The organism is Haloglomus salinum, assembly GCF_024298825.1.
Taxonomy (GTDB): Archaea; Halobacteriota; Halobacteria; order Halobacteriales; family Haloarculaceae; genus Haloglomus; species Haloglomus salinum.
In genome coordinates this window covers 133,436-148,920 of sequence record NZ_CP101153.1, presented here as the reverse complement: position 1 = coordinate 148,920, position 15,485 = coordinate 133,436, and the positions used below count along the sequence as shown (strand labels likewise).

Genomic DNA, 15,485 nt, shown 5'->3' with positions numbered 1-15,485 from the left:
GCTACCGGTTTTCGCCTTCGCCTTCGTCTCCGTCTCCGTTTCCGTCTCCGCTTCCGTCTCCGTTCTCCTCCCCGTTCTCGCCCGCATCGGCCCTCGGTTCGGCGGGCCCATCGCCTGCCCCCGTGGTCACGTCGTCGTCCGGGACGGTGCCGGGGTCGACCGCGGCCGGCCGGATGGCGCTCCCGGCGACCAGTTCCGGGAGGACGAGGTCGGCGAAGTGGTACGTCAGGACCAGCAGGAGCGGGCCGAGGAAGATGCCGTACCAGCCAAAGAGGAGTGGGCCGAAGATGTAGGCGAACATCACGAGGCCGACGTGGAGGTTACGCCCGGAGACGTACGGCCGGAGCAGCAGGTCCGGGATGGTGTCGACGATAATCAAGGAGAGGAGGGTGAACGCGGTGGGGAACCAGACCGGCGCGTCGTTGGCTCCGGCGACGACGAACAGGTAGATCGCCACCGGGACGTAGACCAGTTTCATGCCGACGACGGGGACGAGGCTGGCAGCACCGGCCAGCAGCCCGATGAGCGCCGGGTAGGGGATGAAGATGCCGGGTGGGGCGACGAAGTTGAGCAGCGAGTAGACGACGGCACCGATGCCGGCCGTGAAGACGGCGTTCAGCAGGTTCCCCGTGTAGACGCTGTGGAGGTCCGTGTCGACGTGGTCGACGAACGCGGCGAGAACGCCCGTCTCGGTCCCGAAACGCCGGATGGCCCAGCGGGTGAGCTGGGGGCCGTCACGGAGCATGTAGAAGGCGGCCGCGAAGACGACGAACAGGTGGAGCAGGCCGTTGCCGACGAAGCCGAGCGAGTCGAGCGCCGGCCCGAGTGCGCTCTCGATGGCGGCACGGGCGTTCGGGTCCGACAGCAGCGTGGCCGGGTCGCCGACGGCGTCCGAGAGCTCCAGATAGGGTGCGACGGCCTCCTCCAGCGGGCCGAGGTCGGCAGTGTTGCGGAAGCGCTGGAACTCCTGCAGGCCGATGGCGAGCGCGTAGGTCACGAGCACGAGGACCGGCAGGGCCAGCGCCAGGAGCGCCAGGGCCGCGGCGAGGGATTTCGACCGCAACCGCCGGCGCAACCGGGTGTAGAACGGCCGGGTCCCGTAGTAGACGAAGAGGGCGAGCACGAACGTCCCGACGAACGAGTACGCGACGAAGGCGAGCAGGAACGCTACGGCGGCACCGCCCCCCCACCACGCGGCGCGGGACTTCGATACGGGGACCTCCATACCGGCCGGTCCACAGGAACGACCATAAACCTCCGTCACCGTGGCTCTGTCCCGTCGCCCCCACAGCCTTTTGCTCCGGGTTCGCGTAGCCGCGGGGTATGGGTCTCGACCGCGACCGGGCGGAGCCACAGGTGGCCGAACTGCCCGGCGAGAAGGCCAGGGCACGGGTCGACTACCACCGCTCGTTCGCCGCGCCAGCCACGTACGTCTACGACTTCGTCTGGGACCACACCGCCCCCGCCGACGGCCCGTTCTGCACGGACGTCGACGGGAACGTCCTCATGGACTTCACCAGCCACGTCGGTGCGGCGCCGCTGGGCTACCAGAACCCGAAGATAACGGAGCCGATGGCCGAGTTCGACCTGCCCGAGCCGGGCAAGATTGCCGGCCAGGACTTCTACCTCTCCGCTGGCGACCCGGACGACCCGCAGTTCCCGGGGCCGGCGGAGCTGATGGACCGCCTCGTCGACGCGACGAGCCACTACGGGATGGACACCGTGTTCCTCTCGAACTCGGGGGCGGAGGCGGTCGAGAACGCGATGAAGATCTGCTACGACGACACCGGCGGGAAGTACGCCATCACCTTCGAGGGTGCCTTCCACGGCCGGACGCTGGGGACGCTCTCGCTCAACCGCTCGAAGGAGGTGTACCGCCGCGAGTTCCCCGAGGTCGGCCCGGTCCACGACGCGCCGTTCTGCCGGGACCGCTCCTGTGACCCGGCCACCTGCGGGTGCGGGTTCTTCCCCGACCCCGACGGCGAGGACCCCTCGACCCTCCGCCGGATGCTCGACCCGGAGCGGGGCCACGTCAACGCCGACGAACTCGCCTTCCTCATCCTCGAACCGGTGCAGGGCGAGGGCGGCTACCACGTCCCCAGTGACGCGTTCATGGACGAGGTGGCCGCGGTCTGTGACGAGCACGACATCCACATCGTCGCCGACGAGATCCAGACCGGCGTGGGTCGTTCGGGCGAACTGTGGGCCAGCGACCACTACCCCATCGAGCCGGACGTCATCACGGCGGCGAAGGCGCTGCGCGTGGGCGCGACGGTCGCCAGCGAGGACGTGTTCCCCGAGGAGCGGAGTCGGCTCTCCTCGACGTGGGGCGCCGGCGACATCGCAGCCTCGCTGCAGGGCGCACTCACGCTGGATGCCATCCACGAGCACGACCTGCTCGCCAACGCGACCGAGCGGGGCCGACAGGCCCGCGAGTTGCTGGCCGACGCCGACCTGCCGGGGGTGACCGACATCCGCGGTCTCGGCCTGTTGCTCGCGGTCGAGTTCGACAGCAAGCAGCGACGTGACGACGTACAGGCGGCCGCGATGCAGCACGGCCTGCTGACGCTGGGCTGTGGTCACAGGACGCTCCGGCTGCTCCCGCCGCTGGACGCGACCGAACGGGAGATGCGGCTGGGCGTGGACCTGCTGGCCGAGGCGGCCCGCGACGTGGCGTGAGGCGGTCGGACCAGCCGCCCCGCGACGTGGCGTGACACTCACGCGATCGGCCGGCGTATGACGCTCGGCCGTGTCCGCCGTCCGTCTGCCGAAGCTTCATTGTCGTGGTGTGAGTCAACGTTCCACATGTCGACGGAGGACGGCAGGTCGATGGAGTTCGTACTGGACGGGGACAACACGTTCGCCGGGCTCCCCGGAACGATGAAGGCGGTCTCGTGTCCGTCCTGCTTCAGCCAGCAGCTCCTGAAGGACGTCATCGACACCGGGCGGTGTCGGAGCTGCGACGCCGCCCTCGAACTGACACTCTCCGTGCAGCCGGAGTGATTCGGGCGCGAACACACGGGGCTCGGCACTACCCGCCGGAGTCCCTGGGAAACCACTCCGTCTCGACGGCCACCGATGCTCGACACCGCCCGGAAAGCGCGCCGTTGATAGGGCTCGGGTCGATACCTCGGTGTAATGCGGGTCGAGCAGTTGGGCGATGGTGAGCCGGAGATCGCCGTGGTCGGTGGCATCCATGGCGACGAGCCGTGCGGCCCTCGCGCCATCGACGCGGTGTTGCAGGACGACCCTGACCTCGCGCGCCCGGTCAAGTTCATCGTCGCCAACGAGGAGGCGATGGCGCGGAACCTCCGCTACGTCGAGGAGGACCTCAACCGTGCCTTCCCGGGTGCGCCGGACGCCGACACCCACGAGGCACGGCTGGCCCACGAACTGCTGGCGGAGCTTCGCGACTGTGTCGTCTTCTCGATGCACTCGACCCAGTCCTACGCGCAGCCGTTCGCGCTCTGTGACACGGTGGACGCGCTCGCGCGCTCGGCGTGTCCGTACCTCTCGGTCGACGCGCTGGTCGAGACCTCGCAGTTCTCCGAGGGCCGGCTCATCGAGCGTGACGAGGTACTGGAGGTGGAGTGTGGGCTCCAGGGGAGCGACCAGGCCGCCGAGAACGCCGAGCGGCTGGTCCGGGAGTTCCTCGCCGCCGTCGGTGCGCTCCCGGGCGAACCCCACGAGAACCGCGAGGTCCCCGTCTTCCGGATGCACCGGCGTATCCCCAAACAGCGGGGCGACCGCTACGAGGTTCTCGTCGAGAACTTCCAGCGCGTGGACGCGGACGCGCCGTTCGCGGCCGTCGACGGCGACCAGCTCGTCGCCGACGAGCCGTTCTACCCGATTCTGATGTCCGCCTACGGCTACGAGGACGTGTTCGGCTACACCGGCGAACTCGTCGGGAAACTGGACGCCGAGCCCGAGGCCGAGGCGGAGGCCGACACCGAGACGACGGCGTGATGCCGTCGTCCCACGTCTTCCCGCTCCCGTTTCCGTTCCTGCCTCCCGACCAGTGGCTCCGTCGTGCCGGACGGGAACTCGGTGGGGCGCTCCCGGGTCACGTCACTCGCCGGGCGCCTCGAACTCGACCAGTTCGAGGTCCCGCCCCAGCGCACAGTGGTCGTGTGGTGGGTCGCCCAGCACCTCGTCGATGCGGTACTCCTCGTCGAACTCGGCGCCGTCGGGGTCGCAGAACTCGTGGCTCGGGCACTCCGTGTGCGGGCAGGGCCCCTCCAGCGTGACGCGGCTGCCGGCGTACGCGGAGGTGGCGGCGACGTTCGCCGTGATGGGGGCCGGCTCCACCTCCACCGCGCGGACGCCGGTATCGTGCAGCGCACACTCCAGGGTCTGCCCGCCGTCGCGGACCTCGGTGACGCGGTACTTGCGCCCCTTGGTCAGGTTGAGACACTGGTTCCGGTAGGGACAGCCCGCACAGCCGCTCGCCTCGCCGCCGTAGACGAACTCGGTCCCCGGTTCGGCCAGCCGGGTCCCGATGAGGGTGACCTTCGACATGGCCGACGGTTCGCCGCGACGGGTGAAAAGCACCCGGGCGCCACCCGGTCAAACGGCGGCTTGACTCTCTGGAAGGCATATGCCCGCTGGCGACCCCCCGACACCCATGCAACGACGGCAGTATCTCGCCCTCACGGGTGGCGCCCTCGTCGGGCTGGCGGGCTGTACGGACGGGCCGGGAGACGGCGGCACGACGCCCGGCTCCGGGTCGACGCCGACCGGCACCGGGGCGACCGTCACCGGGACGCTCACGGCCAACGGCACGCCGGAACTCGTCCGGCTGGACGCCCCCTTCGCCCAGCGCACGGTCGGTGGGTTCTACCTCGCGGTAGCGACGGAGGCGAGCCACGGTGAGCGAATCGCGACCGCGCTGGAGGACGGCGAGGCCGGGAGCGAGGCGCCCGCCTTCCTCCGGGAGACCGACTACGACGCCGCCAGCGTCGTCTGCGTGCAGGAGACCGGGTCGTCCTCCGTGCCGGACCTGGAACTCGTCTCGGCGCGGGTCTCGGGCGAGGCGGTGACGCTCGCGGCGCGCTACCCCGGTACCGCCGGCACGGACGACATCACGACGGACCTGCTGCTCGTCCGCGTGGCGCACCCGACCGTCCGGCACGCGACCGTCGGTATTACGCCCCAGCGCGGCGATACCACGCGGTTCAGCACCGTCGGCCGGTACGGCCGGGAACTGCTGGACGAGCCCCGGCCGCTCGTCGTCCGCAACCGGGATTGCGAGTCCCACCCGGTCCGCGTCACAGCGACGGTCGACAAGGAACTGGTGGCCGAGACGCCACGGTGGGAGCCCTCGCCGCCGGCTTCGGTCGTCCGGTACGGCGCGTTCCTCCGCGAGGCCGCGACCCACACGGTGCGGGCGTCGCTGGGCCGGGACGCGAGTGCGGAGACGACGCTCGCAACGGCGACCGGCGCCGACGACCCGCAGGGGGTACTCGTCGACATCTCCGGTGACGGAACGCTCTCCGTCGAGACACGGCCCGTCGAGGACCTCCCGGACCGGGCGAGAGGGGAGTGCGAGGCGGCCTCGCTTCCGTACGAGTCGAGCGACCCGTCGGAGAACGTGGCCGAGCCCGCCCGACTCGAGTGGGTCAACCGGAGCGGTGCCGACCGGCAGCTGGACCTGGCCGTCCACGACGGGGACCGCACGGTCGTCGAGCGCGACGTGGCGCTGGCCGCCGGCGGGAAGGGGCGGACCGAAGCTCTCGTGGCGAAGCGCGGCGTCTACGACACGCGACTCGTGCTGGACGGGCGCGAGGAACGGGTGGACTGGCAGGTCGACGAGTCCGACGACGACCTGCAGGTGATGGTCGAGGCCGACGGCTCGCTGGCGGTGGCACGGAGCAGTCTCGCGTAACGGCCGTCACTCGCCGGTCAGCCGGTCCAGTTCGTCGAAGTAGTCCCCGCGAGGGACCTGATAGAGGTCGCGGTAGTCCACGTCCCCGCGTGCGAAACGCGCGGCCAGTTCGCGGGCACCCTCCACTGCGGCCTCCCGCGTATCGTACCGTTCCTCCGGGGCCGACACGTCGGGTTCGAGGTAGAGCGTCACGACCCACGACGCACCCGGCGGAGCCTCGCGCTCGACGCCGGGCCGGCGGTCGCGCCGTCCGTGGGTGACGTACAGCGTGGGCAGACACGGTGCGGGGAACGCCCCGCCGTCGAAGATATCCGGTCGATAGACGAGGACCGTCCGCTGGTCGTCGTCGCTCCAGAGCCGCCAGCCGTCGGGGAGCGTCGCCGGGTCGAGCGAGGTCCCGGGGTCTCGCGCGTCGTCGGTCATCGCCTGCCGGTACGTCGTCGGTGTCCCTGAGTCCGGCGGTTCCGACACCGGCGGGCCGGAAGGTATATAAGGGCCACTCCACCTGGAGGCTTGGTAGTCAGTCACACCAGCGCGTCGGCGTGTGGTTTCGGCGGTGGACGGTCGTGTTCTCTCGGGGTGATTGCGGCAAAACTTATGAGTGAAGGACTCTCATGGTTAATATAGTGCGGTGGCGCCGAGCCACCGAACGCCCCGGCCGTGCTTCCCGTTACGTCGCCCCGTGACGTCGGTGCCGGCACCGGAGTGTGGTACGCCCACTCATGCCACGATGCACTCATCCCCGGTTCCGTGCGAGCGCTCCTCGGGCCGGACCCCCGTGCCCGCGGTTCCCCCGTCGATGCATCGGGGGCGGGCGCCAGCTCCGTGTCGACCCCGACCGCGGCCGCCGTGACGGCGGGCCGACGGCTGTGACCCATCCCCCGAGATGACGACCACCCAGACCAACACATGAGCGAACGAGAGAGCCTCGAAGCACTCAGCCAGGAGTACCGTGATACCATCCCCGAGGACCTCCGGGAGACCCACTCCTTCGAGTGGTACCTCGACGAGGTCTACGACCACCCGCGCGTCGCCCGCAACGCCCACCAGCGCGTGGCGGACATGTTCGACTACTACGGGACCGAGTACGACGAGGACGCCGGCGTCGTCGAGTACCTGCTCGCCAGCGAGGACCCGCTGAACGACGGCGAGAACACGTTCTACGGCCGGGCCGTCCACGAGTCCATCCACGAGTTCGTCAACAAGGTGAAATCCGGTGCCCGCGGACTGGGCCCCGAGAAGCGTATCAAACTGCTGCTCGGTCCGGTCGGCTCGGGGAAATCCGAGTTCGACCGGCAGGTCCGGACCTACTACGAGGACTACACCGCCACCGACGAGGGCCGGATGTACACCTTCCGCTGGACCAACCTGGGCGATGTCATCCGCGACCAGGACCCGGCCGACGACACGGTCCGGTCGCCGATGAACCAGGACCCGCTCGTGTTGCTCCCCCAGAAGCAGCGCGACCGGGTCCTCGAGCGGGTGAACGAGGCGCTGGACGCCCCGTACACCATCCGCAACGAGCAGTCGCTGGACCCGGCCAGCGAGTTCTACATGGACCGGCTGCTCGAGGAGTACGACGACGACCTCGAGCGGGTGCTGTCCAACCACGTCGAGATCGTCCGGTTCATCGCCGACGAGAACAAGCGCCAGGGTATCGAGACGTTCGAGCCCAAGGACAAGAAGAACCAGGACGAGACGGAGCTGACGGGGGACGTCAACTACTCGAAGATCGCGGTCTACGGGGAGTCCGACCCACGGGCGTTCGACTACAGCGGGGCGTTCTGTAACGCGAACCGCGGTATCTTCTCCGGCGAGGAGCTGCTGAAGCTCCAGCGCGAGTTCCTCTACGATTTCCTGCACGCCACGCAGGAGCAGACTATCAAGCCGAAGAACAACCCGCGCATCGACATCGACCAGGTCATCGTCGGCCGGACGAACATGCCCGAGTACCGGGACAAGAAGGGCGACGAGAAGATGGAGGCGTTCAACGACCGCACGAAGCGCATCGACTTCCCGTACGTTCTCCAGTACGCCGAGGAGGCCCGCATCTACGAGAAGATGCTCCACAACGCCGACGTGCCCGACATCCACGTCGAGCCCCACACCCTCCAGATGGCCGGGCTGTTCGGCGTCCTCACGCGCATCGCCGAGCCCGACGGCGGGCAGGTCGGCGTCGTCCAGAAGGCGAAGGCGTACAACGGCGAGATCGACGAGGGTGAGGACATCGACGTGAAGAAGCTCCGCGACGAGGCCGAGGAGACCACCGACCTCGGTGAGGGGATGGACGGCGTCTCGCCGCGGTTCATCGGCGACGAGATCGCCGAGGCCATCATGGACTCGATGCACCGGGGGCGGGGCTTCCTCTCCCCGCTCACGACGTTCAACCACCTCGAGGAGAACCTCGAGAACCACGGCTCCATCCCCCAGGAGAACTTCGAGACGTACTACCGCTACCTCGAACTCGTCCGTGAGGAGTACAAGGAGCGCGCCATCGAGGACGTGCGCCACGCGCTGGCCTACGACCTGGACGAGATCCAGCGCCAGGGCGAGAAGTACATGGACCACGTCATGGCCTACATCGACGACGACACCGTCGAGGACGAGATCACGGGTCGGGAGCAGGAGCCCGACGAGAAGTTCCTGCGCGACGTCGAGGAGAAACTCGACATCCCGGAGGACCGGAAGAACGATTTCCGCCAGGAGGTCGCCAACTGGGTCAGCCGCAGAGCGCGCGAGGGGGAGACGTTCGACCCGCAGGACAACGACCGGCTGCGCCGGGCCCTGGAGCGCAAGCTCTGGGAGGACAAGAAGCACAACATCAACTTCTCGGCACTCGTGTCGAGCGGGGAGATGGACGACGACGAGCGGTCCGCCTGGGTGCAGGCTCTGACCGACCAGGGTTACTCCGAGGACGGGGCCAGAGAGGTGCTCGAGTTCGCCGGTGCCGAGGTCGCCAAGACGGAGATGGAAGACTGACATGACAGACGACAACCGGGGCGAGGAACCGGCCAAGGACCGAGGCGAGGCGAGTCGCGCCTCGTCCGAGCAACGCTCGGATGGCGGTGTCCGAGATGCGGCCTCGTTCATCGCCGCGGCCGACGAGAGCCTGCAGGCGACCTACGAGCCGCCGATGTCGCTCTCGGAGTACGTCGAGGCGCTGTTCGAGAACCCGGGGACAGCGAGCCACGCCTCGAAGTACCTGCTGCAGGCCATCGAGGCTGCCGGACGCCGCACGGTCGTCGAGGAGGGCGAGGAGAAGCAGCGCTACCGCTTCTTCGACGACCCGCACAACGACGGCGAGCACGCCATCCTCGGGAACACGGAGGTACTGAACGCGTTCGTCGACGACCTGCGCTCCATCGCGGCGGGCCGCGGGAAGGACGAGAAGATCGTCTGGCTCGAGGGACCGACCGCGACCGGCAAGTCCGAGCTGAAGCGGTGTCTCATCAACGGGCTCCGGGAGTTCAGCAAGACGCCCGAGGGCCGGCGCTACACCGTCGAGTGGAACGTCGCGGGTGCCGACGACGGCGCGAGCGCGATGACCTACGGCGGCGGGCCGCCGGAACCCGACGAGGACGACTGGTACGCCTCGCCCGTCCAGGCTCACCCGCTGACCGTGTTCCCCGAGGACGTCCGCGAGGACCTGCTCGCGGAGCTGAACGCGCGGCTGGACGACCACATCCCCGTCCGCGTGGAGGGCCGCCTCGACCCGTTCTCGCGCGAGGCGTACGACTACCTGGAGGAGCAGTACCGCCGGCAGGGTGTCGAGGACCTGTTCTCGGCGGTCACCGACCCGAAGCACCTCCGGGTGAAGAACTACGTCGCCGACGTGGGCCAGGGCATCGGCGTCCTCCACTCCGAGGACGACGGCTCGCCGAAGGAGCGCCTCGTCGGCTCGTGGATGGCCGGGATGCTCCGGGAACTCGACTCGCGCGGGCGCAAGAACCCGCAGGCGTTCAGCTACGACGGCGTGCTCTCGCAGGGGAACGGTCTGCTGACCATCGTCGAGGACGCCGCCCAGCACGCCGACCTGCTCCAGAAACTGCTGAACGTCCCCGACGAGGGGAGCGTGAAGCTGGACAAGGGCATCGGGATGGACATCGATACGCAACTGGTCATCATCTCGAACCCGGACCTCGAAGCGCGGCTGAACCAGCACGCCGACCGCTCCGGGTCCGACCCGCTGAAAGCGCTGAAGCGCCGGCTCGACAAGCACGAGTTCACCTACCTGACGAACCTCTCGCTGGAGGCCGAACTCATCCAGCGCGAGCTCACCAACGAGACGACCGTCTGGACCGCCGACTCGTACGACGAGCTGGCGGCGCGCATCCGACAGCCGGTGACCATCCGCGTCCGGGACGGTGAGGGTGTCGTCCGGGAGAAGGAACTCGCCCCGCACACCATCGAGGCGGCCGCGCTGTACGCGGTCGTCACGCGGCTCGACGGCGAGGACGTCCCGCCCGGCCTCGACCTCGTGGACAAGGCCCTGGTGTTCGACCGGGGCTACCTGCAGGACGGTGACGAGCGCCGGGAGAAGGGGGAGTTCGACTTCGACCCCGACGCCGAGGACGGGGAGACGGGCATCCCGGTCACGTACACGCGCGACATCATCGCGGACCTGCTCCACGAGGTGCAGGACCGCCACCACCCCGACCTCCCGGTCGAGGACGTGGTGATGCCCCGGGACGTGCTCAACCGGATGGCCGAGGAGCTGAGCGACACGCCCGTCTTCGGCCCCAACGAGAAGACGGAGTTCGAGAACCGGCTCGTCCCCATCAAGAACCACGTGTTCACCGAGCAGGAGGACGACGTGCTCGAGGCCATCATGCGCGAGAAGCGCGTCGACGAGGCCACCGTCGAGGAGTACATCGAGCACGTCTACGCCTGGGTCGAGGACGAGGGCATCGAGAACGAGCGCGGGGAGCTGGAGGAGCCGGACCCGCTGAAGATGAAGGTGTTCGAGACCGAGCACCTGGGCCGGTTCGACGAAGACGACTACGACGGGACCGACCCCGAGAGCGCGGTCGCGGAGTTCCGCGCCGAGAAGGTGGTGACGGCGCTGAATCGCCACGCCTGGCGTCACCGCGACGAGGACTTCCGGGTGGCAGATGTGAACGTCAAGGAGATTCCGGTCATCAAGACGGTGCTGGGCAGCCACGACTGGGACGACGTCCGCCGGACGTTCCCGGACTTCGACCCCGACCAGTGGGACGACCCGCCGTCCGGGACGGAGACGGCCTCCGTGAAAGCGGATACCATCCGGAACATGCAGGAGCTGTTCGACTACTCCGAAGCGTCGGCCGAGCTGACCAGTCGCCACGTCATGGACCAGGTGAGCTACCGATGGGAGTGATGGGCCGCTGTGCTGGTCGTGTCCGGTTCATGCTCGGACGGCCACAGCGACGGCAGGAACGGCTCCGAAGCCCTCGGCCGCTCGTGCGGCCGGGACCCGCTCCCTCCGCTCCGCTCGGGTCGCGTCGCCTGCGGCGACGGCTGCGCTCCTCGCTCGCTCCGCTCGCTGCGGTGCTTGCCGGGCCCGGGCCACGACGAGCGGCCTCGCCCTTCGAGTCCACCAGGACCGCGTGTGGGTCAGTCGGGACCGTGGGCCTCGTGCCTCCCCAGCCGCTTGCAGTGCTCGCTGCGCTGCGCGCTTCAGCCCTCGCGCGCACAGGGGCTTCCGGCGGCCGGCAGGTGAGCGGGCGACACGAGGTCGCCCGCGGTGAGCCGGCCGCCGGGTGCCAGCGCGCGCCGGTTGGACTGACGGGGCTGGCACGCACTAGCCGAGCGACGGGTCGACCGGCCGGTTCCACGGACAGGAAGCGCGCGGGCGCCCTTTCCGTGGAGGCCGCGAGCGAAGCGAGCGTGCCGGAACACTCCGGCGCCCGCGCGGGGAGGTGTGGGGACTCTGCGCCCCAATGGAACCTCCACGCGCGAATGCTCCGGTTGCCCCCCGAACCCTGGCGGACTCCCGAAGGGCGAGGGCGCTCGGTGGTGCCCGGACGACGCAAGCACCCGACCGAGCGGCGAGCTCTGCGAGCCGCGAGGGAAGCGCGCAGCGAGTCCCGGCGCCCCGAGCGCCCGAGGGCTTCGGTAGCGTCTCCGCCGGCTTCGCACACACCCAGATTACGGGAGAAATCAGAGAATATCGAACAGAATGGCGGAATAAGAAGCGAGGTAACAACGTAATGGGACTGAAAGACGACCTCGAACGATACCGCGAAGTAGGAGAAGAAAAGCGGCAGGACCTCTCCGAGTTCATCCAGTACGGCGACATGGGCCAATCGTTGCCGGACGAGGTGAAGATCCCCATCAAGATCGTCGACCTGCCGGAGTTCGCCTACGACCAGCGCGACATGGGCGGCGTGGGGCAGGGCGACGGCGACACGCCCGACGTCGGCCAGCCGGTCGGCGAGCCACAGCCCCAGCCGGGCGACGGCGACGGTGACGAGGACGGCGAGCCCGGCGAGGAGGGTGGCGAACACGAGTACTACGAGATGGACCCCGAGGAGTTCGCCCAGGAACTGGACGAGGAACTCGGCTTCGACCTCGACCCGAAGGGCAAGAAGGTCATCGAGGAGAAGGAGGGCGACTTCACCGACATCACCCGCACGGGGCCCGCGTCCACGCTGGACTTCGAGCGCCTGTTCAAGAAGGGGCTGAAGCGGAAGCTCGCGATGGACTTCGACGAGAACTACCTGCAGGAGGCGCTCCGCGTCGAGGGCTGGGGGCCGGCGAAGGTGTTCGAGTGGGCCCGCGAGCAGCACATCCCCGTCTCCCGGCCGTGGATCGAGACGGCGTACGAGGACATCCCCCGCGAGGAACGGGACCGCTGGACCAGCATCGAGGAGATGGAGGCCAACGTCGAGCGCGAGTCCACCGCGACGCGCATCCGACGCGACGGCATCGACGAGGTGCCGTTCCGCCGCGACGACGAGCGGTACCGCTACCCCGAGATCGTCGAGGAGCGCGAGAAGAACGTCGTCGTGGTCAACATCCGCGACGTGAGCGGGTCGATGCGCGAGAAGAAGCGGGAACTCGTCGAGCGGACGTTCACGCCGCTGGACTGGTATCTCACGGGCAAGTACGACAACGCCGAGTTCGTCTACATCGCCCACGACGCCGACGCGTGGGAGGTCGAGCGCGAGGAGTTCTTCGGCATCCGCAGCGGCGGCGGCACGCGCATCTCCAGTGCGTACGACCTCGCGGCCGAGCTCCTCGAGGAGCGCTACCCGTGGAACGAGTGGAACCGGTACGTGTTCGCCGCGGGCGATAGCGAGAACTCCTCGAACGACACCGAGGAGCGGGTCATCCCGGCGATGGAGGAGATTCCCGCGAACCTGCACGCGTACGTGGAGACCCAGCCCTCCGGCAACGCCATCAACGCGACCCACGCCGAGGAGGTCGAGGAGCACTTCGGCGGCGACTCCAACGTCGCCGTCGCCTACGTCTCCAGCCCGGAGGACGTGGTCGACGCCATCTACACCATCCTCAGCACGGAGCAGCGCGAGGAGGTGACCGCATCATGAACCCCGACCGCATCGAACAGCAGCGTATCGCCGAGGGACTGGAGGAGCCGGTGCGCGAGGCCGCCAACCTCGCGGAGAAGCTGGGGCTGGAGCCGTTCCCGGTCAACTACTGGATCGTCGACTACGACGACATGAACGAGCTCATCGCCTACGGCGGGTTCCAGACCCGCTACCCGCACTGGCGCTGGGGGATGCAGTACGACCGCCAGCAGAAGCAGGGCCAGTTCATGGGTGGCAAGGCGTTCGAGATCGTCAACAACGACAACCCCGCCCACGCGTTCCTCCAGGAGTCCAACTCGCTGGCGAACCAGAAGGCGGTCATCACGCACGTCGAGGCCCACTCGGACTTCTTCAGGAACAACGAGTGGTTCGGCCTGTTCGCCAACGACCCCGACGCGGCGGCGATGCTGGAGCGCCACGCCGAGACCATCCGGGAGTACATGGAGGACCCCGACATCGACCGCGAGGCCGTCGAGGCCTGGATCGACCACGTCCTCTGCCTTGAGGACAACGTCGACCAGCACCGGGCGTTCGTCCCGGCCGAGACGCGCGGCGGTGATGGCGAGGATGTCGAGACGGAGGTCGTGGCCGAGAAGCTCGACGAGCTGGAGCTCTCCGACGAGGTCCGGGACCAGGTGTTCGACGAGGAGTGGCTCGAGGCCCAGGAGGACGACGAGGAGGTCCGGTTCCCGGCCGAACCCGAGAAGGACCTCCTCGCGTTCCTCTGGAGCCACGGGAAGGCCTACGACGAGGAGGCCGAGAAGGCGGTGGAGATGACCGAGTGGCAGCGCGACGTGCTGGAGATCCTTCGCAAGGAGGCGTACTACTTCGCCCCCCAGAAGATGACGAAGGTGATGAACGAGGGGCACGCCGCCTACTGGGAGTCGAAGATGATGACCGACGAGGCGTTCGCCGGCGACGACGAGTTCCTCTCGTACGCCGACCACATGGCCGCCGTCCTGGGCTCGCCCGGGCTGAACCCGTACAAGCTCGGCCTGCAGCTCTGGAACTACGTCGAGAACACCACCAATCGCCGCGAGGTCGTCGAGAAGCTGCTCCGCGTCGAGGGCGTCACCTGGCGCAACTTCGAGGACGTGATCGACCTCGACGAGGTGCGGGACCTGCTCGAACCCGAGCCGTGGCTGGTCGACGTTGTCGGGCACCTGGACGACCTCGACCCAGACGACGAGCGCGTCGACGCCGAGGCGCTGGCGGCGGCCCACGATGGCGAGGTCGACGTACAGAAGTACCCCTGGAAGGTGCTCACCTACGCGGGCCTCGCGGAACGCCACTATTCGCTCGTGAAACCGGCGTTCCGCGGCTTCCTCAAGCGCATCAGCCAGTCGGACCTGGAACGTATCGCGCGCTATCTGTTCGACACCGACCGGTACGACAGCGTCGAAGACGCGGTCGCCGATGTCGACCGCGCGGCGGGCTGGGACCGGATGCGCGAGATCCGCGAGTCCCACAACGACGTCACCTTCCTGGACGAATTCCTCACGCAGGAGTTCGTCGACGACAACGACTACTTCACCTACGAGTACACGCACACGACGCGGGACTACCGGGTCACCTCGACGGACTACCGCGACGTGAAGAAGAAGCTGATGCTCCGGTTCACCAACTTCGGGAAGCCGACCATCGCGGTCGAGGACGGCAACTACGAGAACCGGAACGAGCTCCTGCTCGCTCACCAGTATAACGGCGTGATGCTGGACATCCAGCAGGCCCGGCAGACGCTCGAACGCGTCTTCCAGCTCTGGGGCCGGCCGGTCAACCTCAAGACCATCGTGAAGGAGGTCGACGAGCACGACGTGGAGGTGGCACGCCGGCGCGACCGCGAGCCTGAACCCGAGGAGGTGGGCAAACTGCTGCGCTACGACGGCGAGACGTTCACCGTCGAGGACCTCCCGTGGGAGGCCGTCGAGGGCATCGCCGCGACGGATGTCGACTACGACACCAAACCCGACGAGTGGCTGGCGTGACGCGCCGGTCTCCCCGCTCCGGTCCGGATGACGGCGGGCTGGACGGCCCTGTGGATAGGTTCTTGACCCCCCGGGCGCAATCCGGGT

At 68.5% G+C, this 15,485-nt stretch carries 11 protein-coding genes; 8 read left to right on the top strand and 3 right to left on the bottom strand.

Features of this window, described 5'->3' with window-relative positions:
- Position 1: 1 nt before the first annotated feature.
- On the bottom strand, positions 2-1,225 hold the full coding sequence (locus tag NL115_RS00675; RefSeq protein ID WP_254831312.1) for an AI-2E family transporter: 1,224 nt from the start codon (positions 1,223-1,225) through the stop codon (positions 2-4).
- Between the two features lie 98 nt (positions 1,226-1,323).
- Here NL115_RS00675 and NL115_RS00670 point away from each other — a divergent pair, with 98 nt between their 5' ends.
- The 3 genes from NL115_RS00670 (at position 1,324) to NL115_RS00660 (ending at position 3,966) form a co-directional block, all read left to right on the top strand.
- A complete protein-coding gene (locus tag NL115_RS00670) occupies positions 1,324-2,679 on the top strand; it encodes a class-III pyridoxal-phosphate-dependent aminotransferase (RefSeq protein ID WP_254831311.1) in 1,356 nt (451 codons plus the stop codon).
- A gap of 126 nt (positions 2,680-2,805) precedes the next feature.
- Positions 2,806-3,003, top strand: coding sequence for a hypothetical protein (locus NL115_RS00665; RefSeq protein ID WP_254831310.1), 198 nt, complete (start codon positions 2,806-2,808; stop codon positions 3,001-3,003).
- Positions 3,004-3,138: 135 nt separating this feature from the next.
- On the top strand, positions 3,139-3,966 hold the full coding sequence (locus NL115_RS00660) for a M14 family metallopeptidase (protein ID WP_254831309.1): 828 nt from the start codon (positions 3,139-3,141) through the stop codon (positions 3,964-3,966).
- 102 nt (positions 3,967-4,068) lie between these two features.
- On the opposite strand, the gene NL115_RS00655 is transcribed toward NL115_RS00660, so the two are convergent.
- The gene (locus NL115_RS00655) at positions 4,069-4,518 is read right to left on the bottom strand and encodes a UPF0179 family protein (protein WP_254831308.1); all 450 of its coding nucleotides are present in this window, start codon (positions 4,516-4,518) and stop codon (positions 4,069-4,071) included.
- 106 nt (positions 4,519-4,624) lie between these two features.
- Here NL115_RS00655 and NL115_RS00650 point away from each other — a divergent pair, with 106 nt between their 5' ends.
- Entirely contained in the window at positions 4,625-5,884 is a 1,260-nt protein-coding gene (locus NL115_RS00650; RefSeq protein WP_254831307.1) for an Ig-like domain-containing protein, read from the top strand.
- Between the two features lie 6 nt (positions 5,885-5,890).
- On the opposite strand, the gene NL115_RS00645 is transcribed toward NL115_RS00650, so the two are convergent.
- Positions 5,891-6,307, bottom strand: coding sequence for a DUF5820 family protein (locus NL115_RS00645; RefSeq protein WP_254831306.1), 417 nt, complete (start codon positions 6,305-6,307; stop codon positions 5,891-5,893).
- Positions 6,308-6,793: 486 nt separating this feature from the next.
- Between NL115_RS00645 and NL115_RS00640 the strand changes: the two genes are divergently transcribed.
- The 4 genes from NL115_RS00640 (at position 6,794) to NL115_RS00625 (ending at position 15,398) form a co-directional block, all read left to right on the top strand.
- The gene (locus NL115_RS00640; RefSeq protein ID WP_254831305.1) at positions 6,794-8,863 is read left to right on the top strand and encodes a PrkA family serine protein kinase; all 2,070 of its coding nucleotides are present in this window, start codon (positions 6,794-6,796) and stop codon (positions 8,861-8,863) included.
- A gap of 1 nt (position 8,864) precedes the next feature.
- On the top strand, positions 8,865-11,240 hold the full coding sequence (locus tag NL115_RS00635; protein ID WP_254831304.1) for a PrkA family serine protein kinase: 2,376 nt from the start codon (positions 8,865-8,867) through the stop codon (positions 11,238-11,240).
- Between the two features lie 832 nt (positions 11,241-12,072).
- Positions 12,073-13,413, top strand: coding sequence for a YeaH/YhbH family protein (locus tag NL115_RS00630; RefSeq protein ID WP_254831303.1), 1,341 nt, complete (start codon positions 12,073-12,075; stop codon positions 13,411-13,413).
- Complete coding sequence (locus NL115_RS00625; RefSeq protein WP_254831302.1) at positions 13,410-15,398, top strand: SpoVR family protein; 1,989 nt, start codon at positions 13,410-13,412, stop codon at positions 15,396-15,398. The genes NL115_RS00630 and NL115_RS00625 overlap by 4 nt, the downstream gene beginning before the upstream one ends.
- The last annotated feature ends 87 nt before the right edge of the window (positions 15,399-15,485 follow it).